The sequence below is a fragment of the Nostoc sp. genome (genome assembly GCF_036918245.1).
Taxonomy (GTDB): Bacteria; Cyanobacteriota; Cyanobacteriia; order Cyanobacteriales; family Nostocaceae; genus Nostoc.
Map to the genome: position 1 here is coordinate 1 of NZ_JBALEF010000100.1, position 24,678 is coordinate 24,678.

The 24,678-nt window shown below is 42.7% G+C and carries 17 protein-coding genes; 4 read left to right on the forward strand and 13 right to left on the reverse strand.

Translation table 11 applies throughout. The features are described from left to right. Window positions 1-189: 189 nt before the first annotated feature. From V7L12_RS28695 to V7L12_RS28710, 4 genes are all read right to left on the reverse strand, one after another. The gene (locus V7L12_RS28695; RefSeq protein ID WP_335089567.1) at window positions 190-438 is read right to left on the reverse strand and encodes a hypothetical protein; all 249 of its coding nucleotides are present in this window, start codon (window positions 436-438) and stop codon (window positions 190-192) included. A 182-nt stretch (window positions 439-620) separates the two neighbouring features. Continuing rightward, the gene (locus V7L12_RS28700; protein WP_335089569.1) at window positions 621-2,357 is read right to left on the reverse strand and encodes a diflavin flavoprotein; all 1,737 of its coding nucleotides are present in this window, start codon (window positions 2,355-2,357) and stop codon (window positions 621-623) included. Window positions 2,358-2,540: 183 nt separating this feature from the next. After that, window positions 2,541-3,053 carry a phosphate-starvation-inducible PsiE family protein gene (locus tag V7L12_RS28705; RefSeq protein WP_334824059.1) on the reverse strand — a complete coding sequence of 171 codons (513 nt, stop codon included), beginning with the start codon at window positions 3,051-3,053 and terminating at the stop codon, window positions 2,541-2,543. A gap of 72 nt (window positions 3,054-3,125) precedes the next feature. Beyond that, complete coding sequence (locus tag V7L12_RS28710; RefSeq protein ID WP_335089571.1) at window positions 3,126-4,856, reverse strand: diflavin flavoprotein; 1,731 nt, start codon at window positions 4,854-4,856, stop codon at window positions 3,126-3,128. 220 nt (window positions 4,857-5,076) lie between these two features. Here V7L12_RS28710 and V7L12_RS28715 point away from each other — a divergent pair, with 220 nt between their 5' ends. Then, on the forward strand, window positions 5,077-6,045 hold the full coding sequence (locus V7L12_RS28715) for a 1-aminocyclopropane-1-carboxylate deaminase/D-cysteine desulfhydrase (RefSeq protein ID WP_335089573.1): 969 nt from the start codon (window positions 5,077-5,079) through the stop codon (window positions 6,043-6,045). 25 nt (window positions 6,046-6,070) lie between these two features. On the opposite strand, the gene V7L12_RS28720 is transcribed toward V7L12_RS28715, so the two are convergent. After that, a complete protein-coding gene (locus V7L12_RS28720; protein WP_335089575.1) occupies window positions 6,071-7,228 on the reverse strand; it encodes a cysteine desulfurase family protein in 1,158 nt (385 codons plus the stop codon). Window positions 7,229-7,528: 300 nt separating this feature from the next. Continuing rightward, window positions 7,529-8,008, reverse strand: coding sequence for a thioredoxin-dependent thiol peroxidase (bcp, locus tag V7L12_RS28725; RefSeq protein WP_335089577.1), 480 nt, complete (start codon window positions 8,006-8,008; stop codon window positions 7,529-7,531). Window positions 8,009-8,136: 128 nt separating this feature from the next. Between bcp and V7L12_RS28730 the strand changes: the two genes are divergently transcribed. From V7L12_RS28730 to V7L12_RS28740, 3 genes are all read left to right on the forward strand, one after another. After that, window positions 8,137-8,991 (forward strand): FAD-binding domain-containing protein, encoded by an 855-nt coding sequence (locus V7L12_RS28730; protein ID WP_335089635.1) that lies wholly within the window; start codon window positions 8,137-8,139, stop codon window positions 8,989-8,991. Further along, entirely contained in the window at window positions 8,988-9,416 is a 429-nt protein-coding gene (locus tag V7L12_RS28735) for a hypothetical protein (protein WP_335089579.1), read from the forward strand. The genes V7L12_RS28730 and V7L12_RS28735 overlap by 4 nt, the downstream gene beginning before the upstream one ends. A 765-nt stretch (window positions 9,417-10,181) precedes the next feature. Further along, window positions 10,182-10,502, forward strand: coding sequence for a hypothetical protein (locus V7L12_RS28740; RefSeq protein ID WP_335089580.1), 321 nt, complete (start codon window positions 10,182-10,184; stop codon window positions 10,500-10,502). Between the two features lie 34 nt (window positions 10,503-10,536). Here the strand turns inward: V7L12_RS28740 and V7L12_RS28745 are convergent, their stop codons facing one another. The 7 genes from V7L12_RS28745 to V7L12_RS28775 all read right to left on the reverse strand — a co-directional run bounded on the left by V7L12_RS28745 (window position 10,537) and on the right by V7L12_RS28775 (window position 24,675). Continuing rightward, window positions 10,537-10,860, reverse strand: a complete 324-nt coding sequence (locus V7L12_RS28745) for a DUF2103 domain-containing protein (RefSeq protein ID WP_335089582.1) — start codon at window positions 10,858-10,860, stop codon at window positions 10,537-10,539. A 5-nt stretch (window positions 10,861-10,865) separates the two neighbouring features. Then, complete coding sequence (gene clpS, locus V7L12_RS28750; protein ID WP_094348337.1) at window positions 10,866-11,192, reverse strand: ATP-dependent Clp protease adapter ClpS; 327 nt, start codon at window positions 11,190-11,192, stop codon at window positions 10,866-10,868. Between the two features lie 331 nt (window positions 11,193-11,523). Beyond that, window positions 11,524-13,554, reverse strand: coding sequence for an FAD-dependent oxidoreductase (locus V7L12_RS28755; RefSeq protein ID WP_335089584.1), 2,031 nt, complete (start codon window positions 13,552-13,554; stop codon window positions 11,524-11,526). A 477-nt stretch (window positions 13,555-14,031) separates the two neighbouring features. After that, window positions 14,032-17,208: a beta strand repeat-containing protein gene (locus V7L12_RS28760; RefSeq protein WP_335089585.1), complete on the reverse strand. Its 3,177-nt coding sequence runs from the start codon at window positions 17,206-17,208 to the stop codon at window positions 14,032-14,034. A gap of 1,195 nt (window positions 17,209-18,403) precedes the next feature. Further along, window positions 18,404-22,393 (reverse strand): DUF4912 domain-containing protein, encoded by a 3,990-nt coding sequence (locus V7L12_RS28765; RefSeq protein WP_335089587.1) that lies wholly within the window; start codon window positions 22,391-22,393, stop codon window positions 18,404-18,406. 462 nt (window positions 22,394-22,855) lie between these two features. Beyond that, complete coding sequence (locus V7L12_RS28770; RefSeq protein WP_335089637.1) at window positions 22,856-23,983, reverse strand: precorrin-8X methylmutase; 1,128 nt, start codon at window positions 23,981-23,983, stop codon at window positions 22,856-22,858. A 68-nt stretch (window positions 23,984-24,051) separates the two neighbouring features. Beyond that, window positions 24,052-24,675: a hypothetical protein gene (locus V7L12_RS28775; protein ID WP_335089589.1), complete on the reverse strand. Its 624-nt coding sequence runs from the start codon at window positions 24,673-24,675 to the stop codon at window positions 24,052-24,054. Window positions 24,676-24,678 lie beyond the last annotated feature (3 nt).

Genomic DNA, 24,678 nt, shown 5'->3' on the forward strand with positions numbered 1-24,678 from the left:
GAAATACTGAAATACTCTATTCGATTATTACTTCACTACTTGAAGTATCGTTTTATCCTGGTGTTCAATTGATTCATACCGCACTCAGCAACGCCTATATAAAAATTTAATGCACTTGTAGCGTTTGCACTCTGTTGACCATTGTTACAAATGTGCTGATTTAGTTTAGTGATTGCGTCAACAGGCAATTTAATAGAATATTGAAGGTAAAAATGCGCCTACTGGCTCGTTGTGTTCCAGATCCCGTGAAACAATGGCATTGTCAATCAAAACAATGCCATTGTCAGCTGGAACAATCGCATTGTCAGCTGGAACAATCGCATTGTCAGCTGGAACAATCGCATTGTCAGTCGAAACAATCGCATTGTCAGTCGAAACAATCGCATTGTCAGCTGAAACAATCGCATTGTTAGCCGGAACAATCCCATTGTCAGTCAAAACAATCGCATTGTCAGTCGAAACAATCGCATTGCAACTCTAAAAGACTTGTGTGTACCTGACTAGGAAAAACCTAACCCCCTAACCCCCTTCCCGACGCGGGAAGGGGGAAAATTCAAAGTCTCTCTCCTTTTAGGAGAGAGATTTAGAGAGAGGTTTTTGAAATACCGTGAAAAGTCAGGTTAATAATAGCTGCCAGATTTCCGATGCTCCAAAGCAGTGACACCATCATTTTCCAACACTTCACCGCCATCGATGACGGCATAAATTAACCATCTATCACCACATTCAAGTTGATTTTGCACCGTACATTCTAAATAGGCTAATGCCTCATTCAAAATCAAACAATCATTAAGAGCAGTTTTTGTGTCAAGATTTGCAAAGGGATTATCTCCTAAAGTGCTATGACGAGAAAAATAGCGTCGCACATTTCTTCCTTCTTTGAGGATATTCAGCACAAATTTATCACCAGGATGATGCATTAAATCTGCATTCTGCTCATTAGCGATCGCAATCATAATTCCTGGTGGGTTAAAAGTTGCCTGAGATACCCAAGAAGTTAACACCCCTTTGTGGGTTTCTTCATCACGAGTTGTCACAACACACAGAGAACCAATGATCCGCCCCACAGCTTGTTCAGTACGATCTACATGGGTTTCTGTCACAACCTGGCGGGAAGTCCGCAGTTTTTTGGTTTTCTTCAAGTTTTGGGCAAAGAAAGCACCTGCTTCTTGACACTGCTGAAGAATCTCAGGAGTCGGACTAAAACGTACCCGAATTGTTTCAAACCCTAGTTGATAATTAGCATCTTTGAGCTTGCTTTCGATTAAATCTATTGCCTCGCCACTCCAGCCGTAGGAACCAAACACCCCTGCTAACTTAGTTTTAGCCGTCGCCGAGAGTACTATTCCTAAAGCAGTTTGAATTTGAGTCGGTGCATGGCCGCCTAAAGTGGGTGAACCGATAATAAAGCCATCGCAAGTTTCTACAATGCGGTTAATCTCTGCTGAGTCTGCTAGTTCACAGTTGATTGATTCTACATTAACTCCATTTTGGATTAAACCTTGAGCGATCGCATTCGCCAGAGTTGCTGTATTTCCATAAGCAGAAGCATAGAGCAAAGCAACGCTCAATTCTTGAGATTTTTGTCCTTGACACCATTGACGGTAATCATAAGTAAAACGACTAAGGCTGTAACGAACAACCGGGCCATGTGCTGGGGCGTAACATCTGGCTCCCAAAAGCGATATTTTATCTAATGCTACTTCGACTTGTTTAGTTTGGGGCGCATGGAGACATTCAAAATAGTAACGACGTTCTGCATCTAATCCCTTCCAATCTTCATCAAACAAAATATCTTCACAAATATGAGCGCCGAAAAGTTTGTCTGTGTAGAGAATTTTTGTGGCGGGATCGTAGGTACAAAGTCCATCCGCCCAGCGGGGAGTTGGTACGGTGATAAATGATAGAAGATGTCCTTGTCCTAAATCTAGAGTATCCTGCGATCGCACCGCTTGAATACGTGACTCCAATTCTGGAAAGGCGGTTTTGAGAGCATTAGCGGCGGGGCGAGAACAAATTAGAGTAGCTTGAGGAACTTGAGAGAGCAATGCTTGCAGAGTTGCGCTGCGGTTTGGGTTGACATGACCGAGAACAATGTAATCTAGCGTGGTGAAGTCTAAATGTTGTGCAAGTTGCTGAAGGTAAATTTCGGTAAAAGATTCGCCAGGAGGGTCAATTAAAGCCTTTTTATCAGCTTGAATCAGATAAGAATTTGCTGTAGTTCCCCGTTGGCGGGAATATTCCACCTCAAATTTTAGTCTGTCCCAAGTCCGCGATCGTAGAATCAGAGTATTTTTACCAATTTCAGCAACTTGTACATCTCTGCTATGGTTGGACGTTAATGTGGCAGTAGACATAATAACCTCTCTTAATTTGGGCATCCCTTCGGCTTCGCTCAGGGCAAGTGGGCACTTGTACTGAGCGAAGTCGAAGTATTGGGGATTGGAGATTGGACATTGGACATTGGGCATTGGGCATTGGGGATGGATAAATAATTAATAGTTCTTTCTCTATGCCTCCGCTACTCCCCCTACTTGTTCCTAATGACCATTGGTTTGTGTTAATTCAGACTTGGCTCGGTTTCTATAGCGTTTAGATGCTTCTTGTTCCGGGTCTATACCTTCAAAGGTCGGGGGTAGCCAAACTCTGAGAAACAGTAATATTCCCAGCACTAATAAAAAGGCACAAGTTGCTAAAACTTGACTCCAACTTGTTTCTAAAACACCTTTAACAATGACTTCTCGCAAAGCAGAAACAATGGAAACTTCAACAGCTACCCCAATAGATACTCGATGTTCCTGTAGGTAAATAATCAGCAGTCGGAATAACTCAACTAAGATAAGTAAAAAGAGAATATCGGCAGTAACAGCATGAAAATCTAGAGGCGGAAGTAAGGAGAGAAACATATCTCTCACCTGAAGCACCATGAAGCTAAATAAACCGATACACAAAGAAATTACAATTATATCTTGGATAAATTCCAAGGTTCGCACAACGCGTCCCCGATTGATTTCGTACATGGTAATCGGGGTATTTTCAACAGATTTATACATAGTTTTCTATGATTGGGGAGTTAGGAGTGAGGGGGAAGAATTAATAACCAATGACTAATGACCAATGACTCATTAGTAATGATTGCCAATTTTGCGGTGATGGGCGGCGGTAAGTGCATCTAGTTTGGCAACTCTTCCAGTTTGGACTGTGCTATAAATTACCCAATGATCTCCACAATCCATGCGGCTAGTAATTTCACATTCCATATAAGCTAGAGCTTCAGCTAAAACGGGCGATTCATTTTTAGCTGGATATGTTTTCACTCCAGCAAATCTATCTGCACCAGGAGCAAAACGCTTAATAAAGTGTTTCATTAATCCTTGATATTTGCCTTCTTCTAAAACATTTAAAACAAAGCGATCGCCAACGTGCATCAAGGATTCAATTGCCCGATCTTTGGAGACTGCGATCGCTACTCCTAAAGGCTCAAGACTCGCTTGTGTTACCCAAGAAGCCAACATCGCACTCTGAATTTCTCCTTTTTTGGCGGTGATAATATACAATCCTGTGCTAATCCGCCCTAAAGCTTTTTCTAGCTCAGTATTGATAGATTTAATTTGTTTTATGGTGCGATCGCGGGTCAGCCATTGACCCATATCTATCCCCGCTTCATCACAAAGTTGTTCCGTTGCTTGGGTAGGAATTTCCTTAACTAAGATAGGAGGAAAAGCTTCAGTTAATCCCAGTTCTTGAAACTTATTACGTAATGGGTAAATTGGTTCATCTTCTCCACCTCCCGACTCTAATAAACCAATTGCCTGCTTCTTGTGAACAGCAGCTAAAATTGTACTTAAAGCAGCTTGAATCATCACCGAAGATTGGGGTGGCATTGCAATTATTAAACCAGAAGCTTGTGCAACTAATTCTCGAACTTCTTGAGGCTCGGCACTATTGAGGTCTACTAATTCTACTGCTACGCCTGTTTTCGCGCATCCATGCGCTATGGTACGGACTAAATGTTCGCTATGCCCGTAATCTTCAACATAAAATAGACCCACTAATGTCTCTGTTTTTGCTTGTTCTGAACTCCAGTTTTGATAGCGTCCGAGCCATTCCGAGATATAGTGTTGTAATAAAGGCCCATGTCCCGTAGCAACTGTGACTATTTCTAACTTTTCAATCCGCTTTAAAGCTGCTAAGACAGATCGGGCATTGGGGCCCATGAGACAATCATAGTAATAGTGAAAATCTTCTTCTATTGAAGTAATATTTTCATCATAAGTGTGGTCATCACAGTAGTGCATCCCAAACACATCGCAAGTGTAGAGAGTGCAAGTTTTGTGGTCATAAGTCAAGATTGTGTCAGGCCAGTGTAAGTTAGGTGCAGAGATAAATTCTAATTCGTGTCCGTTGCCTAAATCTAATCGCTGCCCACTTTTTACCTGCATTGATTTAAAAGGCTGGTGAACCATATTTTCTAAAAATTGAATAGCTACCTTTGCACCAACAACAGTAATGGAGGGAGCTAATTGCAAAATATTTTTTACTAATCCACTGTGGTCTGGTTCTGTGTGGCTGATAATTAAGTAATCTATTTTAGCCGGATCAATTAATCCCGCCACTACCTCAAGATATAATTCCTCAAACTTGCGGTGAGATGTATCAACTAAAGCTACTTTTTCTCCTTGGATTAAAAAAGAATTATAAGTTGTACCATTCCGTAAACCAAACTCGATATCAAAACGTTCTCTATCCCAGTCGAGACAACGTATAGCAATCGTTTGAGGAGCAATTTCAACAGTTTCAATTGTCAAACGTCCAGGATTGGAAATAACTTGAGTAAGCTGTGTGAGTGCAACCATTTCTTTTCTCCAAAAAGAATATTATCTGGAGCGAGTGTTATGTTTCTTATATTTACTTAAAATAGTCAATTAGTAAAATGTCAATTTCTAAAGGTAATCATCAGAAAGTTTTATTCGTCATTTAGCTTGATTTATCATTGAATTACTCAATGTTTATCATTACTTTTATCTTCAATAATGAACTTGAGAGAATGTAAATTCTAAGTTAGAATGTTTACGCATGTCGTTAATATTTTTTCCTCCTCCTATACAACAAATCAACAGCGAAATCGCCCATCACGCAGGTGTTGATTTGTATGTGCTGCGCCTCGATCTCATGCACCCTTTAGTTAACGGCAACAAGTGGTTTAAGCTGAAATACAATCTTTTGGAAGCTAAGGAGAAAAATTTCACGACGCTGCTAACCTTTGGCGGCGCTTATTCCAATCACATCTATGCAACTGCGGCGGCTGGTAATCTTTTCGGTTTTCGCACCATCGGGGTAATTCGTGGGGAGGAGAGGCTACCACTCAACCCGACGCTGAATTTTGCTGTACAACAGCGTATGCAGCTTGTGTATCTGAACCGCGAGATGTATCGACAGCGCAACACACCAGCGTTAGAGGAATATCTGCGACAACGTTTCGGTGAGGTGTTTATCATTCCCGAAGGTGGGAGTAATTTAAATGGTGTGCGCGGCTGCACAGAGATAATTGATCGTGCGATGCCTACGGCTGGCTACGCCTACGCATTTAATCATATATGCGTAGCCTGCGGTACAGCCACTACACTGGCGGGGATTGCGCTTTCGTTAGATGAAGGACAAAGAGCGATCGCTTTTCCCGTATTGAAAAATGGCGCATTTCTTGCACAAGAAATCGAAAGTTTGTTGACAAATTACCTCGCCTCTGATTTACCCGCACCATATAGTTCTCCCGCTTCCTGGGAATTGGTATGTGATTACCACTTCGGCGGCTATGCAAAGGTGAATGACGAGTTGCTACTGTTCAGCCAGCAGTTCACACAGGAACATGGCGTACCCCTCGATTACGTATATACCGCCAAAATGTTTTACGGAGTGATGGATTTACTAAAGCAGGGATTTTTTTGTAAAGGCGATTCCTTGTTGCTGGTACACACAGGAGGCTTACAGGGCAATGCTGGTATTGAGGAGTGTTTTCAGAGGTTTGCTAAAATCTCAAAGACGTAGTATTGCTACATCTCTACAAGGGTTCTTACCGTTTATTTTGTAAACTCTGAATGGTAGCGATCGCATGTTTCGCCACAATATCAATCTCCTCTTGTGTGTTAAACCTGCCAATACCAAACCGCACTGAGGCATAAGCTAGCTTTTCTGAATGTCCCAATGCTGTGAGAACATGGGAAGGTGCAGTAGTTGCCGACGAGCAAGCAGATCCAGAAGAAACTGCCATTACTGGCTGCAATCCTAGCAAAAGTGCGGCTCCATCCACTCCCTCAACACTGATATTCAAGTTTCCCGCCAATCGCTGTTGAGGATGTCCGTTGAGATGAATTCCTTCAACTTGCGAAAGCTGTTCCCACAATCTTTGTCTTAATTGGGAGAGGCGTTGGGTTTCTGTCTCTTGTTCAGCCAAAGCGATTTCTACAGCTTTCCCAAAGCCGACAATTTGCGGTGTATACAATGTACCAGAGCGCATTCCCCGTTCATGTCCGCCACCATGCTGCTGGGGAGCCAGTTGCACTCTGGGGTTGCGTCTGCGGACGTACAGCGCTCCAATGCCTTTGGGACCATATACTTTATGTGCTGTTAGCGACATCAAGTCAATTTTCATCGCTTGCACATCCAAGGGAATTTTACCAATAGCTTGCGCCGCATCGGTGTAGAATAGGATTTGGTGTTCATGGCATATTTCCCCAATTTCTGCCAAAGGCTGTAACACGCCAATTTCGTTATTTGCAGCCATCACCGATACTAAAATCGTCTCAGGACGGAAAGCATTTTTTAACTCAGTTAAATCAATCAATCCATCTTTTTGGACAGGGAGAATAGTAATTTCAAAACCAAGACTTTTTAAATAATTACAAGGATCAATTACTGCACTATGTTCAGTGCCAACAGTAATAATATGCTGACCTTTTTTAAAATAAGCTTCGGCAACACCTTTTATAGCCAAATTATTTGCTTCTGTTGCACCACTCGTAAACACAATTTCTTCTGGTGTGGCGTTGATTGCTGTTGCTAAAATTTCTCGCGTTTGCTTCACAGCAGCTTCTGCTTCCCAACCATAAACATGACTAATACTTGCTGGGTTGCCAAAGTGTTCTGTGAAGTAGGGAAGCATTGCTGCTAGTACCCGTTCATCTACGGGTGTAGTAGCGTGGCAATCAAGGTAGATAGGGCGAATAGACATAATTATTAACTCAAAATTTGAGTCAAATTTTTTAATACACTTAGAACCTGATACAGTTCACTTTCTCGCTTTAAAAATGTAAATTGATCTGACATAGCATACTTTGGCTGATTTACTTTGGTAAGTTTCACTCTGTAACAAATTGCTCATCTTCAGATTTGTATAGAGCAAATTTTTTCTTTAAGTAGGCAAGAGTGACATTTTGGGCTTGGATGACTTGAATCATGTTTATTTAAACTTGCAAAAAGTTTAATTTTTGATTTCATTTATCACGCTAGCAGTTTTTAGCATCCAGTTGCGTTAAGTGGTTGCTAATTCCTGCAATTTAGTTAAAACTGCCTGAGCATGACCTTTTGTTTTTACATTAGACCAAGCATAGACAATAATTTTATCAGGTGAAATTAAAAAAGTTGAGCGAACAACACCCATATATTCTTTGCCCATAAATTTTTTCAATCGCCAAGCGCCGTAGGCTTCGATTAAAAGATGTTCTGGGTCACTTAAAAGGGTGATTGACAAGTTATGTTTGCTGATAAATTTACAATGGGACTTACCCAAATCTGGACTTACGCCTAAGATTTTTGCTCCCAGTGTGCTAAAGTCTTGATACAATTCGGTGAAATCTTTCGCTTCGGTGGTACAGCCGGGAGTGTCATCTTTGGGGTAGAAGTAGAGGACAACCCACTGACTGCTGAAGTCGTCGAGAGTGACTGGATTGCCATTTTGGTCAGGTGTGGAGAAATCTGGTGCTGGTTGTCCGGCTTGGGGAATGTTGCTCATGATGATCTGTGAGAGATTGTGTAGGTGTAGCCTGTCGTAGATATCGTTTTAGAATTGTACAGTACATATATTGAGCGATGCCTGCGGCGAGCTATGCCTACGCACGTAACCATTCATATTTGCTAATAATGCCTAAAGATATGCAACGCGAATTTACCAACCGCGATGAGTTGGTAGCCTACCTGCGCGAACAATTCCCAGGTGCAGCAGAACGCGATGACCACATCAGCGAAACTCTGGGGGGACACAAAGCGGCACAAACAGCGCTGCAAAAAATCGATCCCCTTCGCTACGCCCAAACACGTAATTTCTTCACAGGTGCAGTCACGCGACTTTCACCTTACATCCGCTATGGCGTTTTGAGTTTGCGAGAAATTCGAGATTACGTCCTTGACCAGATACAGCACCAAGATGATGCGACAAAACTAATTAACGAGTTAGGTTGGCGTGACTATTGGCAACGGTTATATATGAAGTTAGGGGATGAAATTTGGAAAGACCAGGAAGAGTACAAAACTGGTTACACTGTGAGCGAATATGCACCCGAATTGCCGCAAGATATTAGAGAAGGAACTACAGGCAGAGTTTGTATTGACAGTTTCAGTGGTGATTTGAGAGAAACTGGCTATCTACATAACCACGCCCGAATGTGGCTAGCGGCTTATATTGTCCATTGGCGGCGTATTCGTTGGCAAGCAGGAGCCAAATGGTTTCTTGAACATCTTTTAGATGGAGATCCTGCTAGTAATAATATGTCATGGCAGTGGGTTACTAGCACTTTTAGTCAGAAACCATATTTTTTCAACCGTGAAAACTTAGAACGCTACACCAAAAGCATTTATTGTCAGAAATGCTCCCTTTATGGTCATTGTGATTTTGAAGGCAGTTATGAAGAATTAGAACAGCGACTTTTTCCCAAAGGCGAATTTAGCAAACAACCTAATAGCCAAAGTTGGCAACGTGGAAAGAAAGGTAAAAAATGAATAAACCAATTGTTTGGGTACATGGAGATTGCCTCAGTCCAAATAATCCCACATTGCAAAAATACCCCGATGCCCCAGCTATCTGGGTTTGGGACGAGGCTTTGATAGAGGAATGGCAATTGAGTCTTAAACGTCTGACTTTTATCTACGAATGTTTGCTAGAGTTACCTGTTGTTATTTGTCGTGGCCATGTAGCACAAGAAATTTTAGCTTTTGCTCAAGAACATGATGCCAATTTAGTTGTCACAGCCGATAGTCCCAGCCCCCGGTTTGATGATATCTGTAATCAAATTGAGCGTTCTATAGCAGTGGAAGTGTTACAGGTAGAACCATTTTTTGACTATGACGGCTATATTGACTTGAAACGCTTCTCGCGCTATTGGAAAGTGGCTCAAAATTATGTTTATCAAAAGCCCTCACCCTAAATCCCTCTCCCAAGTTGGGCTACGGTGTAGACACATCTTGGTAATGAAGCCCAAACCCTGGATTTACCCCCCTTAATCCCCCCGATGCCTTGGGCTACGGTGTACACACAAGTCTGAAATAGCTGATTAACCAGGGTTTTACCCCACCCTAACCCTCCCCGTATGTATTGGGGAGGGAAATAGATTTCTTTTTTCCCTCCTTTCCAAGGGGGGGTAATTCGACTTGTGTGTAACATCGTAGGATGCATTGGGGGAGTTAGAGGGGGTGTAGCCCAATTTGGGAGAGGGGTTGGGGGATGAGGGCAGTTAATTTTACTTAAAAGATTTTGATTTTTTAAGTAAGATTAACTCATAAGTTAATTACAACAATTGCTGCAATCATTTAAAGGTTTCTTATACATGAAGAAGCAATTGTTGCAAAGTATTAAGGCTTTGCAGCAATTGGTTATATATTTCTGGGAAATACTTAAAGGTTTCTTATACATGAAGGAGCAATTGTTGCAAAGTATTAAGCCTTTGCAGCAATTGATTATACATTTCTGGGAAATACTTAAAGGTTTCTTATACATGAAGGAGCAATTGTTGCAAACGCTTCAATTTTGGCAACTAGTCTTGCAGGTTAATGGAGTTACGAGTGCTGAGTTGCAAGTGAGATTTTTCACTCAGCAGTATTGAATCTATTGAGGTTTGTAAATAATTTGTATCTCTGCAAGGAATATTCCTTTAGACTGAGTTTCAACTGAAAAAATGTGGGGATAAACACAAATGCATTCGTTAAATATATTTTGTCACGAATTTGTAGTTGCTGTTTCCTTTGTAGCTTGCATTATTGGGCTGTTGTTACTGTGGAACAGTAAGGAGCAAACAAATGAGATGGAAGAAACAGAACGGATTCTGTTTAGAATGAGCTTTAGTTACTGGCTAGTTTACTGTGTAGCTTTTGGCATAGAAAAAATAGTCTTACCCGACTGGGAATCTGTAGTCATGAGTTTGAAAATAACTACGGCCCTGTCATATTTCTTAACTTTTTCTTGTATTGTTAGTTTGCCGCTACACAAATTTGCAGTACATCGGGTTGAGGAATAGTTATTGGGCATGGGGCATGGGGCATTGGGCATGATTAACATCTCATGGCGATCGCTAATGCAGCTTCTAGTTGATCCTGGGGTAAAGTTGTCAAAATAAATACTTCTTGTACCGTTTTCCCCTGCCGGGCAATGACTTTATAGCCGCCGCGAATGGGTACTGAGACGCGTAGTTGCATTTTTGGACAGTGACCCTTTGACCGCCCAATCACTCCCGGCGTCACAGTTTGGATACCATCTTGCTGACAAAGACGTTCTAAAATAGGGATAAGACCAGAAAGGTGTGTTGAGTGATTCCAAACCAGTCTGGCGGCTTTTTGTGAAGCCGTGCGGAGGGGATCTACGGTGGGTTTGCCCATAATAATTAAGCTGCTTCTAGAGGTGCCATTGTCAAACCTGCTCGGCGCAGCTGCTGGTGATAGAGTTCCGCAGGTTCTTGGGGGCCAACCCAGACGATCGCTTGACCTTCATAGTGTACCTGATTAGTCAAATCCCACGCGCGATCGCCACTCATCCCCGGAATATATTTCATCAAACATTCAGACACGTGTTGGAATGTATTAAAATCATCGTTTAATACAATCACTTTGTAATTCGGATAAGTCTTACGGATAACTTGATTAGACCGTTCAGGAGCTATAGTTGGTGCTGTGGACATCCCGTAAACGTCTGCTGAAAGTGTCATAACCATAAAACAATTAGTCAAGATAATTTTACAAAACTACACTATAAGTAATTAGTTTAGTTCATTGTCTGGAGATTGGGGACTGGGAAGTTAGGAGTTAAGAGTTAGGAATTAGGAGTTATATCAGGTTTGATTAAACACTTGTAATATTTGTAGGTTGGGTTAAGGAACAAAACTCAACATTTAATCCTTGTTGATTTTGGGTTTTACTGCCATTCAACCTAACCTACATTGATAAATTTTATTACAAGTAATCACTCAAACTTGATATTAGAAGTTAGGAGTTAGGTATTTGTATTGGGAAGAATTCAATGCCCAATGCCCTATGCCCTATGTGCTATTTCCAATTATCCCAGTTTTCGTTAAAAATAGATGTATCTGGGAAGGCGGTAGGGTTGCCATTTTGTTGCAAAAGCCGTTTGAGTGCTTCTAGTTGTAGCTCTTGTTTAGGTAAGTCATCGACTAGTTGGTAAGGTGCGATCGCATTTTTGAGTGCAAAACTAGCAACTGTTCCCGCAGCTGCGCCAGCCGACCATTCAAAGGAGTGTACTCGATAGGCAGCAGCAGCAATGTGACTAGTCGCAATACTTTTGCCACCTACGAGCAAATTATCAATTTTCTGGGGAATCATCGCCCTCAAAGCAATTTGGAAGGGATAAGCTTGACCAGCACCACGTCTTTCGCCTGGACGTTCTGTGTTCCCAGGTGCTTCTGGGGGACTATTCACCATGCAAGGATGGAAATCTATGGCGTAGTGACCAATACCCACAGCATCGGGAAAGATGGTAGAACGAGTCCGTCGCATTGCTTTATCTGGTGGAACTTTACCGTCAATTACTGATATTGCTTCTAAACCTGCAACTGCTGCTCGTAGACGACGATACATATCTGCTGGCAGAGTCTTTGAGTAATACTCATCATTATAATCTCGGCGGGAAATATCAATTTCCCCAATACTAAAGCCTTCAGCTTGTCCCCAACTGGGGCGGCCAATGATCCGCCGTCCTTCTCGCATATAGGGATATTTCGATAAGCCGTGTATTGTTCCCATTGGGGAATTTAAACCGGAAACAAAGCGGTTATTGGGTTGCTGCTGCTTTACACCGTCCCCTAGTTGAGAATCTGTAGTCCCAGCTACCAACCAGTAATAGAAAGATAAAGCATTTTCCTCAGCCTTGCGGAGGGCTTCTGTCCGCAGTCCTCCCATCCACCCTCCTGGCTCTAACTGTCCAGTCGCTTGTAACTGTTGGCGGTTATAAATTAGATTATCCTGACCAGTTCCGGGGCGGTAGTCGTTACCCCAAGTCCAGTTTTGCATCGAGATATCCCCTGGTGTAGGCGCAGTAAAACTGACACCGCCGAATTTTTCTGATTTCCCTTTGTTTGGACTCCAAATGCGGCGATAGGTAAAAACTAAATCAAAGTTAGCTAGTCGCTTCAATTCATAGCTGAAATATGGTGCATATTGTGGATAAAATGCAGGCATTGTCTGCGGTTGCGGTTCCTTAGTAGCCTCCATTGCAAAGGTATAGGTAAAACCTTGAGGGCAATAAGAATCGTTGTTGGCGCTAGAAGCAGAAGGTTCTAAGTAGGAACGGGCATCAATACCTAATCGGTAAGGAACATCAGCAAGGGCGATAATTTCTCCAGTTTCACTAGCGTCTACGACATACCATTTAGGAGCATCCTCTTTCGTTGCTTTGGGGATGAAACGGAGAATAGTTTTAGTAAACCGAGATGAGTTTTCGTAGCTATAAGCATCTTCAATGCTTTGAGATAACGTAAAAGTATTGAGAGGTGGTGCGCCTTTTGGTGGTTGATGTTGAATTGCGATCGCACTATTAATTATTTTGCCATCAGCAGCGATTTCCAAATCCTTAATTACCGTGTTGGGAAACCATTGCAACTTCCCTTTGCCCTGCTTTTCGGCATCTTTAAGCATCTGGGTCAAAATTGTGTGAGCATCGTGGGGAAGAAAACACGATTCACTTACCCAGCAATCACCGGGGTTAAGCTTACCGTATTTACGCCCAATGCGGTTTCGCAATTCTAGGTAGCCGCGAGAATAGAATTTCAGAGCTCGCTGAGTTGGGCGTTCATCTAACGCAGATGTCCCTTGAGCAGAAATTTGTCCTCCCAGCCAGTCAGTAATTTCTGTGAGACAAACTGTTCGCCCTGCTAGCAAGCCCTCGTAAGCTGTGGCTACACCAGAAAGTCCACCACCCACAACTAAAATCTCGCAATTTACACTTTTGTCTGGGGTTCTCGGTGGCGCGGCGTTCGCCTCATTAAATATAACTAAGCTAGATATGAAATTGAGACCGATCAACGATATCAAGCTAAAAGCTACCTTGTGTCTATGCTTCATAGTTAAAAAAACCACTCCAAATCCTGTGTCACCTTGTAGACGTTAGCATTTAGGAAATGTCTAACTCAAGCAATTTTCCCAGAGCAACAGATACCCAATGCCAAGTTTTTGTTAAAACCTTAACAATTTTAAGTAATATATTTTACTTTTAGGAAGTGTGTTGAAGCTCATCGACGCATCTCGCCCGAACCTTGAAAACCGCATAACTTCGTTGAGGTGCGTCGATGCCTTATGCAGTAAGGTTTTCAGGCTGCAAAATGGAGAGATTTGGAAAAATTTTTTCCGGTTTTCCAGAGATGCGTCGATTTGGCGCAAATTGGTGAAAACCATAGACATCTGGTGAAATTAAATATGCGTTATCCAGAACCATTGTGGAAACGTAGCAGTGCTACGTCTCTATTGAAAAATATAATGGGAGGTGCTTAAAATATAACCTCCCATTCCGTACCTAAAGTTATACAAGAGCGCTAATTACGATTAAACAACCACAAAATTCTTTTCTGTTAGTGACAATCCAGCAGACATTTGTGCAAATTTTACCTGGGTAAACCCAGACGCACTGCCATCTCCATCAAAGAACAATGCACCTGTAATATTGTCATAGATAAATCGTTGATTGCTTGTGGTTGCAGATGTTCCGAGGGTAAACTGACTTGTCTTAAGTGAAGGTGTTGATAATCCGCCACCAAAACCAACAGCCGATATCTGAATCAGTTCATTCGTGGCGTTGAAGTCATAAATATTATCAACGCCTTGATTGTAACTATTGAAAGCAAAGGTATCAGTACCAGCACCTCCAATTAGGCTATCATTACCATTGCCACCTGTGAGGTAGTCATTGCCATTACCACCTTTGAGGGTGTTTTTACCAGTAGCGCTAGAGGCTGTGAGGTAGTCATTGCCATCGCCTCCATCCAGTAGATTATCCCCTGATGAATAATCAACAATCAAGCGATCGTTACCAGCACCACCGTTGAGCGTGTTATTGCCAGAGACAGTATAAACTCCATATAGGGAGTATAAGGAGGCTGAACCAGCGGCTGTAAGAGTATCATTGCCATCGCCCCCAGAGAGTAAGTTATTGCCTGATGAATAATTAGTAACTAAGTTATCGTCTCCCGCACCACCATTGAGGGTGTTTTTGCCCAAAATAGCAATCAGAGAGAAATCGCCGCGATAGTCGTCGTAAAAACCAGATACGTCAAGAGAATCATTACCATCGCCTCCAGAGAGCAGATTATTAACATTTAAATTCAAATCATTTGAAGCGTTAGCACTCAAATAATCCTTACCTGCACCGCCGAGAATCGTGTTATTTCCACCTGCCCCATTTATCGTATCGTTACCATTGCTCCCCACAATCAAGTCATCGTAATCTGTACCAAAAATATTTAAGCGTTCGATATTCTTGTAGTTAACTTGATTCGTGCCCGATGTAATCGAGCCAGTATTAGTAGTGGCATTGAATGTCGAAGTGATTACCTCAGTAGCATAATAGCTACCAAACGACAACAAGTCGTCACCACTGCCCCCGTCTATTGTATCATTGCCACCATCGACCCCATTGACCCCATTGACCCCACCTATCGTATCGTTGCCATTGCTCCCCACAATCAAGTCATTGTAAGCCGTATCAAAAATATTTAATCGTTCGATATTCTTGTAGCTAACGCTATTCGTGCCTGATGTAATCGAGCCGATATTAGTAGTGGCATTGAATGTCGTTGTGATTCCTTGGGTAGCACCATTACCGAGCGACAAGTAATCGTCACCACTGCCCCCATCTATTATATCATTGCCACCATCGTCACCATCTATTGTATCATTGCCACTAGTCCCGACAATATTGTCATCATAGGCTGTAGTTCTGATATATAGTTGTTCGATACTTTTGTAGCTAACCAGATTTGTGCCTGATGTAATCGAGCCGATATTAGTAGTGGCATTGAATGTTGAAGTGATTCCCATCGTAGTATTGTAGTAATTGATGGACAAGGAATCTTTACCTATCCCTCCATCTACCGTTTGAGTTACTAAGGAAGAGGAGGCTGTAGATGGGGCTGTAAAAGAAAAGCTGTCATTGCCATCCCCTCCAGAGAGCAGGTTATTACCTGTTGAATTGGAAACATCCAAGGTATCGTTACCAGTGCCACCATTGAGGGTGTTATTACCAGAGGCGGCATAGGCATTAAGAGAATCATTGCCATCGCCACCAGCGAGTAGGTTATAGCCTGTTGAACCGTTAGCACTCAAGGAATCGTCACCAGCGCCACCGTTGAGGGTGTTATTGCCAGAGGTGGGATTGGTATATCTGCCCTCCAAGAAGTCTAAATCCGCAGAGATGTCAAGAGAATCATTGCCATCGCCACCAGAGAGCAGGTTATTACCTTTTGAAGAGCTAGCACTCAAGCGATCGCTACCAGCGCCACCGTTAAGGATATTATCGCTTGTTGAATAATCAACACTCAACTCATCGTTACCTTCACCGCCAAAAATCGTATCATTGCCATAGGTCGGATCATTTCCACTACTACCCCCAAAGAGTAAATCGTTGCCATTAGTCCCCACAATCAAGTCATTTTTGAGTGTACCTCTGATCTCTAATCGTTCGATATTCTTGTAGTTAACCCGATCCGTGCCCGCTGTAATCGAGCCAATGTTAGTAGCAGCATTGAAAGTTGTTGTGATCCCCGCCGTAGCAAAGTAGTAATTGCCGGACAAGAAATCTTCACCTATACCTCCATCTACCGTTTGAGTTGCTAAGGAAGAGGAGATAGTAGATGGGGCCGCCAAAGAGAAGCTGTCATTGCCATCCCCTCCAGAGAGCAGGTTATCGCCTGTTGAACTATCAGCAATCAAGTAATCGTTACCAGCACCACCATTAAGGGTATTATTGCCTGTTGATGAATCAGCATTCAATTCATCGTTACCAGCACCACCAACGAGAGAGTTATTGCCCGTATCACCAATAAGAGTGTCATTCCCCGCGCCACCAATGAGAGTATCATTGCCCGTACCACCCCGCAGCAAGTCGTTGCCACTCTTGCCGTCGATTTTGTCATTACCCGCCTGACCATTGACGACATCATCTGAGTCGTCTAAACCCGTAATGTTATTGTCGAGGTCATTAAGAAAAGTCACCGTGTTCTTGATGCCCAGGTTGGTATCAGTGGAGTTGGCATCCAGGACATTAAAGCTGTCGGTGATACTAGTTTGCCCTCCAAACAAGATATTGCCAATCGCTGGTGTTGCCCCAGAAGCTTTCAGATTCTTGAAGTTTTCTAATTTGAAGTTTTGCAGGATGACTATGGTCTGACCTGCCTCTTCAAAGCCGATTTCCAAATTGCTGCCATTCTGAGTAAGGAGCAAGTTTTTGGCACTGAAGAAGTCAAAGTCGGGGAATTTTAGGGTGTCCACTTCGGTAATGACTGCTGCCGAGGTATTTACGCCTTTACCTATGCCACCGAAATCAGTGATTGTATCAATGCCGTTACTGAGGTTGTAAACAAATTGATCCTTACCGCCACCACCAATTAAGGTGTCGTTACCATCGTTACCTGTGATGGTATCGTTACCTGCAAGACCCTTAATCGTGTCCGCGTCATCACTACCCACTAGGGTATCGTTACCGTTGGTTCCAATAATATTTGCCATAATTTTTACCTGACTAAATCGATTTTTTCAGTAACTTCAGTTCTCAATCTTGAGTTTATTGCTGTTTTCGGGGACTAAAATCTACCGAAATTTGATGTTTCCGGGATACTTTATACTTCACCATTGAAGCTCATCAAGTAAATTTATTGAAGATTCACCAGATAAAAAGGCTTGTACATATCACTTATCTAACTATCTCAGACTATCTAAGTCTTAAGCTCTCTACAAATTAATGAAGGTGTGCATTCAGGATAATCGGTCATTTCAGGCTTTTTTAATCATCTTTGTTCAATACAAATCACTGAATAAGCATTGAAAAATTCAGCTTTAATGCCTAAAATCCACCCTTCATATTTGGTTTTTGCCAGCGCCTAAGTCTTACTACCTTGAAAATAATCAACAGTTGACTCTTACCCGGTAAAAATATTTTGATACACTCCTTGTGGGCTATTCTATGTGGGTGTTTAGCTTGAAAATAGAGAACATCTTAATAACCTTACAATAACATTACAGTAAATTACAGTCAATATTTTACTTACATATTTATACTGAAATGCTTATCTTGGCATACTCTTTACATTATTTGCCGATAAATGTATATACAACTACTGAGCTTTGTGTATTCTTCATATCATTCTAGTTTCTAGGCAATAAACCCGGATTTCTCACAAGTGAAAAATCCGGGAGTGCTACTTCAGAAATTATTTCATCTTTCCCAATTGCCTTTACAAGACTTACCCACTCAGAAAGAACGCGTACTTAAGGATTGGAGTAGTGTATTTTATCCATCTTATGACTTACGCATTGAAAAAAAATACAAAATATGAATGATTTGAAAAACCACATCTGTCGTCAGGGCACAGCATTGCTGTGCCCCTACAGTGCAGGTCTATTTACTATCAAAGAATAGACCTCTTGCATAAATCCAAAATAAGAACCCCAAAGAGCCAAAGCTACGCTTTGTCTCCCCTCCCCGCTTGCGGGGAGGGGTTGGGGGTGGGGTGTTAGGGACTTTTGCAAGAGGTCTAATGATTAATTAAAGCCTGAAACGACCTATGCATGGTAAATGCATACCATGATTAATTTGTACACTGCGTAAGTCCTACATCTGAAAACTGGTATATAATAAAATCCCCCCTTCCTACATTCCCTAAAAAGGGAGAATCGGGTAAGAGGGGATAACTCAGGTTAATTGTTAGCTTTCGGAAGTTTCCTGAGAGAACTTCTTATGAATAGTTCTTGGGGATTCCCCATCAGCAGCTACCGTTATCAGATAGTCCATTAAACCATCTGAAAAGGGAAGACGTAGGTGGAAAGTACCATCGGGTTTGATTTTGATGGCATGGCCACCAATGTTTACGTTTGTATTTGGTTGAGTTGCTCCGTGAATAATTAACTCAGCATCAGCCACAAACCAGAAATCTCCGTAGGGACGACTGAATACCCGAACGTTAGCAGAACGGGCGATGAGTAACCAACGATCGCCATCAGCAATATAGCCAATTTCAACCATATAATCGCGATCGCTCACAGGAATAGCCACAAAGCGATCGCGTGCTACTTGTTCAGATTCATACTGCTGGACAAGCTGGGGACTTTGATAACTCAAGTCAATCCCGGTGACATCATAGAGCCGCACTACTAATTGAGAGCCGCCCTGTTGTTGCAGCGCTTCAGATTGAGCCTTGGAAATGTGCCAAGAGACATAAGCCCACTTGGGAGTGCGAGGTGTGAGGACAATACTGCTCTCTTCTGAGGCAGTTTCTTCTTCTACATCTGCCAAACCAATAGCGGTTTCGCTTGCTAAAGCTACATTTTCAACGGTAGAATCTGTTGTCGAATCTGTAGGCGCTGGAGTGAAGACACGAACGATCGCAGAACGGGCAATGAATAACCAGCGATCGCCATCAGCGACATAGCCAATTTCAGCTATGTAATCGCGATCGCTGATGGGAATTTCCACAAAGCGATCATGTGCAGTCTCTTCACATTCATACTGCTGTACCAGCTGCGGAGTTTGATAACTCAAATCAATGCCAGTCACATCATATAACCGCACTACCAATTGAGAGCCGCCCTGTTGTTGCAGTGCTGCTTTCTTAGCTTCGGAAATCTCCCAAGAGACTTCAGCCCATTGGAAAGTGCGGGGTGTGAGGACAATACTGCTTTCTTCTTGGATATCTACCAAATCAACATCTGTTTTATCGGCGATTGCGACATCATCAACTACGGGATCTGGATTTACAGGACTGAAGACACGAACAATTGCAGAACGGGCGATGAATAACCAGCGTAGTTTACCGCCGTAGGCATCGCCATCAGCGATATAGCCAATTTCAGCCATGTAGTCGCGATCATTGACGGGAATTTCCACAAAGCGATCGTGTGCTGTTTCCTCAGATTCATACTGCTGTACCAGCTGCGGACTTTGATAACTCAAGTCAATGCCAGTCACATCATACAGCCGCACTACCAATTGAGACCCGCCTTGTTGCCGCAGTGCTGCTTTCTTGGCTGCGGAAATCTCCCAAGAGACATGAGCTGATGTATAAGTATCTGGTGTGAGCACAATACTGCTTTCTTCATCTGCATCTACCAAACCAATAGCTGTTTGATTCGCGATTGCGACATCATCAACTACGGGATCTGGATTCACAGGACTGAAGACACGAACAATTGGGGAACGGGCGATGAATAACCAGTGTTCGCCATAAGCGATATAGCCAATTTCAGCTATGTAGTCGCGATCGCCCTGGGGAATTTCTACAAAGCGATTGTGTGCTGTCTCTGCACATTCATACTGCTGTACCAGCTGTGGACTTTGATAGCTCAAATCAATACCAGTCGCATCATACAGCCGCACTACCAATAGAGTACCGCCTTGTTGCCACAGCTCTGCTTTCTTGGCTGCGGAAATCTCCCAAGAGACATGAGCCGATGTATAAGTATGTGGTGTGAGCACAATACTGCTTTCTTCATCTGTATCTACCAAACCACTAGCTGTTTCGGCTGCAATTGCCTCATTTTGAGCATCCGATCCGAAAGTGCTAGCCCAAGCACCAACTCCCGCACCTGCTGCTAAAGCCGCCGCAGCGGCCAAATCTGTGGAGTTAGCTTCAACAACACCTTCCCCAACAGTCGGCTCGGCTGGAAGTTCTGACTCTGGCAAATTTAAAGTGGGTTCGGCTGCATCCGCTACCACATTTAATGCATCTTTACTCAATAAATCTTCGGGAAATTCAGGTAAATCGAGCAGTGAGGATGTTTCTTCTGTCGCTGATGCTTCCACATCGGCTGTGACTTCCTCAGACTCTGCTAAGGGCAATTCATCTATTGAGGCTGTATCTTCAGTTGAGGTGATACTCTCTAGCCAGTTCAATTCTGCCTGAAGTTCCTCATCTACCTCATCTTCACTAATTGCTGTGTCCCAATATCCAAAATCAGATGTTACTTCTGGCACATCTGGTAATTCCGGAAGTGGGGTTGTTACTTCAGATGAAGACAGTTCCACATCAGATACCTCTTCTGGAATATTACCCAGGTGAGGATATGAAGTATTGACTACAGCCGCCGGAGCTTCTATATCCCATGCAATTTCATCAGAATCAGGAATGTTTGTCTCCGTATAATTATTTAGCTCGACTGTCTCATCAATTGCGTTTGTTTCTGTTTCTTTGTTGCTAAAGGTAGACCAGGTAGCCGCCCCGATACCTGTTGCTATAGCTGCACCACCTAAAGCTGCGGCTCCTAAGTTGTTATTTTCCGAGCCATTAGCTACGCCTGATGTTGCGCCTTCATAGAGGTTAGAAGTACCATTACTTGTCTCTTGTACTAAATTTGCTGTCCCCTGAGTAGCATTTGGGTTCAGATCAGATTGTGTTTGAGCGTAGATGTTGAAAGAAGTGCGATCGGGGGTTTCTTGCTCTTGGAAGTGCGGTACTGCCTGCTCCTCCAGCGTCGCTCCATTAAGGGAGGAACCTGTGCTGGCCTCGACGAGCGCCGCCGTTTCTCCATTGGGTGGATGAGGATTTGATTCTGGTAAATTGTCTGTTTTCTCAGCCGGCAATGAGCGTTTTTTCAGAATCCACCATAGTACAGATCCACCTACAGTCAGAAAAAAGACAGGTAGCAGCAACCACAATGGTGTTTCTTTATTTACAATTGGAGTGCTTTGTGCAGGAGCAGCCACAAAGGGCTGTTCGCCAAATACAGAACTAGTAGCATTAGGCGCTGGTGTCGTTTGGACACCTGGAGAAGTCGCAACAGCAGGTTGTAATATGCTGGCTGCGATCGCCTCGGCTTCGGTAGTTCTACCTTTTTCTATAGCCTGCTGTCCTGGGGGTGCTAGGGTAAAGCCAAGAAAATCTACTGTGGTTAAACTCTGATCTTTTTTGTAAACGTAAACTAAAGGTTGCGAGAAGGGATATTTAGCATCATTTGGCAAGGCTTGATGTAATTGCAGAACTCGCACACCTTTCAACTTCGACACCTGATTAGCTAACACATAGCTGATGCCGTCTTTGCCCAGTTGTTTGATGATTTCTGCGGTATTATCCTCACTTAGTTGGGTAGCATTAGCCCCTGTAGCAAATTCAGCAGTTTTGAAGGCTGGATAAGTACGAAAAGTATTGCGAGTTTCACTCGTGTTCGGGTGATCGATAAACCGAATCTTCCCTGAAGGCCCTCCTAATTGTGACCAATTTGTAATTTGCCCTCGAAAAATCCGGGCGAATTGCCTACTAGTCAAGCTTCCTTTGAAAGGATTATCTGCACCAACCACGATCACAATCTTCTCACGCTGCAAACGAATTTGCTCTAGTCCTTGAGCTTTTTCTGCTGGCGTCAACCCGCGCCCCATTGCAACTATATCGATTTTGCCATCTAGCAAATCTTTCAGGGCTGTCTCAGTGCCGTTAGCAGCAACCTCAACCTTTTTACCAGTAAACTGTTTTTCAAAACTTTCTTTCAGGCTTTGGTTGATTGCACTCAAGCTACTGGAACCGTCAATCCGCACTATCGATTCATTCTGCCCTGTTTGTGGCAGTGGCGAAGAGTTAGCTTCAGGTGTAGATTGTGCCAGCATCGGTGCTGATACCACCAGAGATGCTGCCATCGGGGTTGTAGCTAAGGCAACCCATAATACCAGCCTGATTATCGAAGTATCTTTTTTTTCTTGTTGCCACATAAGCCCCTTAATTAAAGTAAAAAATAGAAAGCCTGCCAGTCCTAAATCGCGATCTTTATAAAGATTATGGAGGAGACGGGCTAATTATACATCTGAGTTATCTTTAGTTCTAATTACTTTAAAGTACTTATGCTGATTTATACTTCGCTGTAGCTTGGATAGCATGATAATTTATACTCTAATTGCCAAAGTCTGTTTACTATAAATTTTTCTAAGTTAGATTGCAACTTATACCAAGTTGGTAGTTTATGGACACAATTATGAATTATTGAATTACTAAAACTGGTAAAGTGTAGCAAATTCAATATTATTTAACAATATTATTTTCAGTAGTGCTGTTAGCGGATAGCTAGGGTTTAGCCCGTGCTGAGTAAAAATTCCAGTTCCTAGAACATTTTCATGCAAGGCTTTTGAAACTCGTTTCATTGAGACTGTCTTAAATGAATACTTATTGTTCAGCACTCATTTGAGATAACAATGACAATCTGGCTTATCAATCAGTGACTCCACCAAAGCATTTAAGGCAGTTGCAGCTAAAGCACCACCTCCCAAAGTCCCTTCAACTGTAATATAAGGTATCCCTTGTTGCATCAGTTGTCGCTTGGCTGCGGGAGCATGACTAAAGCCAATGGGCATTCCAATTACTAATGCAGGCTGGATTTTTTGGTTAGCGTTGGCGTAGCCCGTCGTAGACATCGCTTCACAAGCTTCCAGAAGTACTGAGGGAGCATAACCAACTACCAGCACACAACCCTTACTTACTTGCAGCAATTTCGTTCGCCATTCTTGATGTTGCCAAAAGGCGAGTTCTGCTTCAGTGGCGGTGGTAATATGGGGGTTATCAATTAAGGTTTCGGTGCGGCATCCCAAGTGAAGTAATCGGGTTTGATCTAAAGCAGCAGCAACCGTTTGAGTATCGACAACAATTTGACAACTTGAAGATAAAGCTTCTCGACTAGCTGCAATCGCATCTCGACTCAATTTCACAAAGGACACTAAACTGACATCGCCACAAGCCAAAACCAACTGAGAAATTAAATGCTGTTCAATTTCCGAACGGTGAGACAAATCAGGAAGTAAGCGTTGTAGCGATTCTGTAAAAGCTTCTGAGTGGGTATGAATTTCGGCATCCAAACCACTCCAGAGATTTTCCAATCCTCCCAATCCGGCTTGGGTTTCAACATCAAGTAACTTGAGTTGTGCCAAAACTTCCGCCTGGATAATTTGACAATGGCAATCGCGGCCCAATAATCCTTCTAATGCTGATGCAGTTTGCCGCAGTTGAGAAATTTGTTGCATCACCGCACGATATTGCTGCTGGAGTTGTCCCATGAGGTTAACCGTTGTATCAGCTTCTGGTTCGACTTCCAAAATATTGCGGATATGGTTTAGCTGAAACCCTTGCTGCTTAAGCGCTACAATCCGTTGCAACCGGAGAACATCTTTTTGGGTGTAGAGACGGTAATTGCTACGCGATCGCACTGGTTGCGGTAACAGTCCCAATTGATGATAATGGCGCACCATCCGCGGAGTTAAACCGCCGCCTACCAAGTGCGTTAACTGCTTAATTGTCAGTTCGCTACTTTTGATTTCCACGAATTATGGTCTTAATAAAGGTTAATTATTGTCGAGGGGGCTTTTAACCTGGCTTAGTTAAACTATCTGCTAACCAATAATTTTTTCTGTCTATTAGCTTCTTGGATAACGTTGCTGTTGCTCGTAAATACCTGAATATCTGGAACAACAGCATAATCCATATCATCTGTAATAATTTTAATTTTTCCTGCTCCTGCTCTGCTAATAGCTTCGAGAAGTAGTAAGTCATAGCCATCAACAGCTGAAGAAAGGAATCTGTTTAGTGCTGCATCGGTTGTTGCGTCATCTACTGTCAGATCAACAGGAACAGCAAGCGTCTTAACCTGACTCCAAGCTGACTGAACTTCGGCAACAACATTCATTCGTTCATTTGGGTAATTATGACGGTATTCTTTAAATGGCAAAAACCCATGTGATTTTATATAAATGTTATATTCAGTTTTCTCAATGATATGAGCCAGTTCAGCCAAAATTAGCCCAGAATATGTCAGTGTGGCTCCATTTAAAAGAGCTTGGTTGATATATTTAAGATAATTGCCGAATTTGGATGCTTTAGCACCAAACCCAGCATTTGTATAAGTTTGCCAAAACCAGACGTTGGTATCTACAAGGAAAATATCATCTTGCTGGGGATTATCAGTTTTGATATCGATGATATCAGCTTGGATGTTAAGATTGACCACCATGCT

Excerpts from the sequence above, each read along its gene's own strand:
- clpS (WP_094348337.1), bottom strand. The coding sequence starts at position 11,192 with ATGGTTATGACACTTTCAGCAGACGTTTACGGGATGTCCACAGCACCA.
- bcp (WP_335089577.1), bottom strand. The coding sequence starts at position 8,008 with ATGAGCAACATTCCCCAAGCCGGACAACCAGCACCAGATTTCTCCACA.
- V7L12_RS28765 (WP_335089587.1), bottom strand. The coding sequence starts at position 22,393 with ATGTGGCAACAAGAAAAAAAAGATACTTCGATAATCAGGCTGGTATTA.
- V7L12_RS28755 (WP_335089584.1), bottom strand. The coding sequence starts at position 13,554 with ATGAAGCATAGACACAAGGTAGCTTTTAGCTTGATATCGTTGATCGGT.
- V7L12_RS28705 (WP_334824059.1), bottom strand. The coding sequence starts at position 3,053 with ATGTATAAATCTGTTGAAAATACCCCGATTACCATGTACGAAATCAAT.
- V7L12_RS28715 (WP_335089573.1), top strand. The coding sequence starts at position 5,077 with ATGTCGTTAATATTTTTTCCTCCTCCTATACAACAAATCAACAGCGAA.
- V7L12_RS28775 (WP_335089589.1), bottom strand. The coding sequence starts at position 24,675 with ATGGTGGTCAATCTTAACATCCAAGCTGATATCATCGATATCAAAACT.
- V7L12_RS28700 (WP_335089569.1), bottom strand. The coding sequence starts at position 2,357 with ATGTCTACTGCCACATTAACGTCCAACCATAGCAGAGATGTACAAGTT.
- V7L12_RS28745 (WP_335089582.1), bottom strand. The coding sequence starts at position 10,860 with ATGGGCAAACCCACCGTAGATCCCCTCCGCACGGCTTCACAAAAAGCC.
- V7L12_RS28710 (WP_335089571.1), bottom strand. The coding sequence starts at position 4,856 with ATGGTTGCACTCACACAGCTTACTCAAGTTATTTCCAATCCTGGACGT.
- V7L12_RS28760 (WP_335089585.1), bottom strand. The coding sequence starts at position 17,208 with ATGGCAAATATTATTGGAACCAACGGTAACGATACCCTAGTGGGTAGT.
- V7L12_RS28735 (WP_335089579.1), top strand. The coding sequence starts at position 8,988 with ATGAATAAACCAATTGTTTGGGTACATGGAGATTGCCTCAGTCCAAAT.
- V7L12_RS28720 (WP_335089575.1), bottom strand. The coding sequence starts at position 7,228 with ATGTCTATTCGCCCTATCTACCTTGATTGCCACGCTACTACACCCGTA.
- V7L12_RS28730 (WP_335089635.1), top strand. The coding sequence starts at position 8,137 with ATGCCTAAAGATATGCAACGCGAATTTACCAACCGCGATGAGTTGGTA.
- V7L12_RS28740 (WP_335089580.1), top strand. The coding sequence starts at position 10,182 with ATGCATTCGTTAAATATATTTTGTCACGAATTTGTAGTTGCTGTTTCC.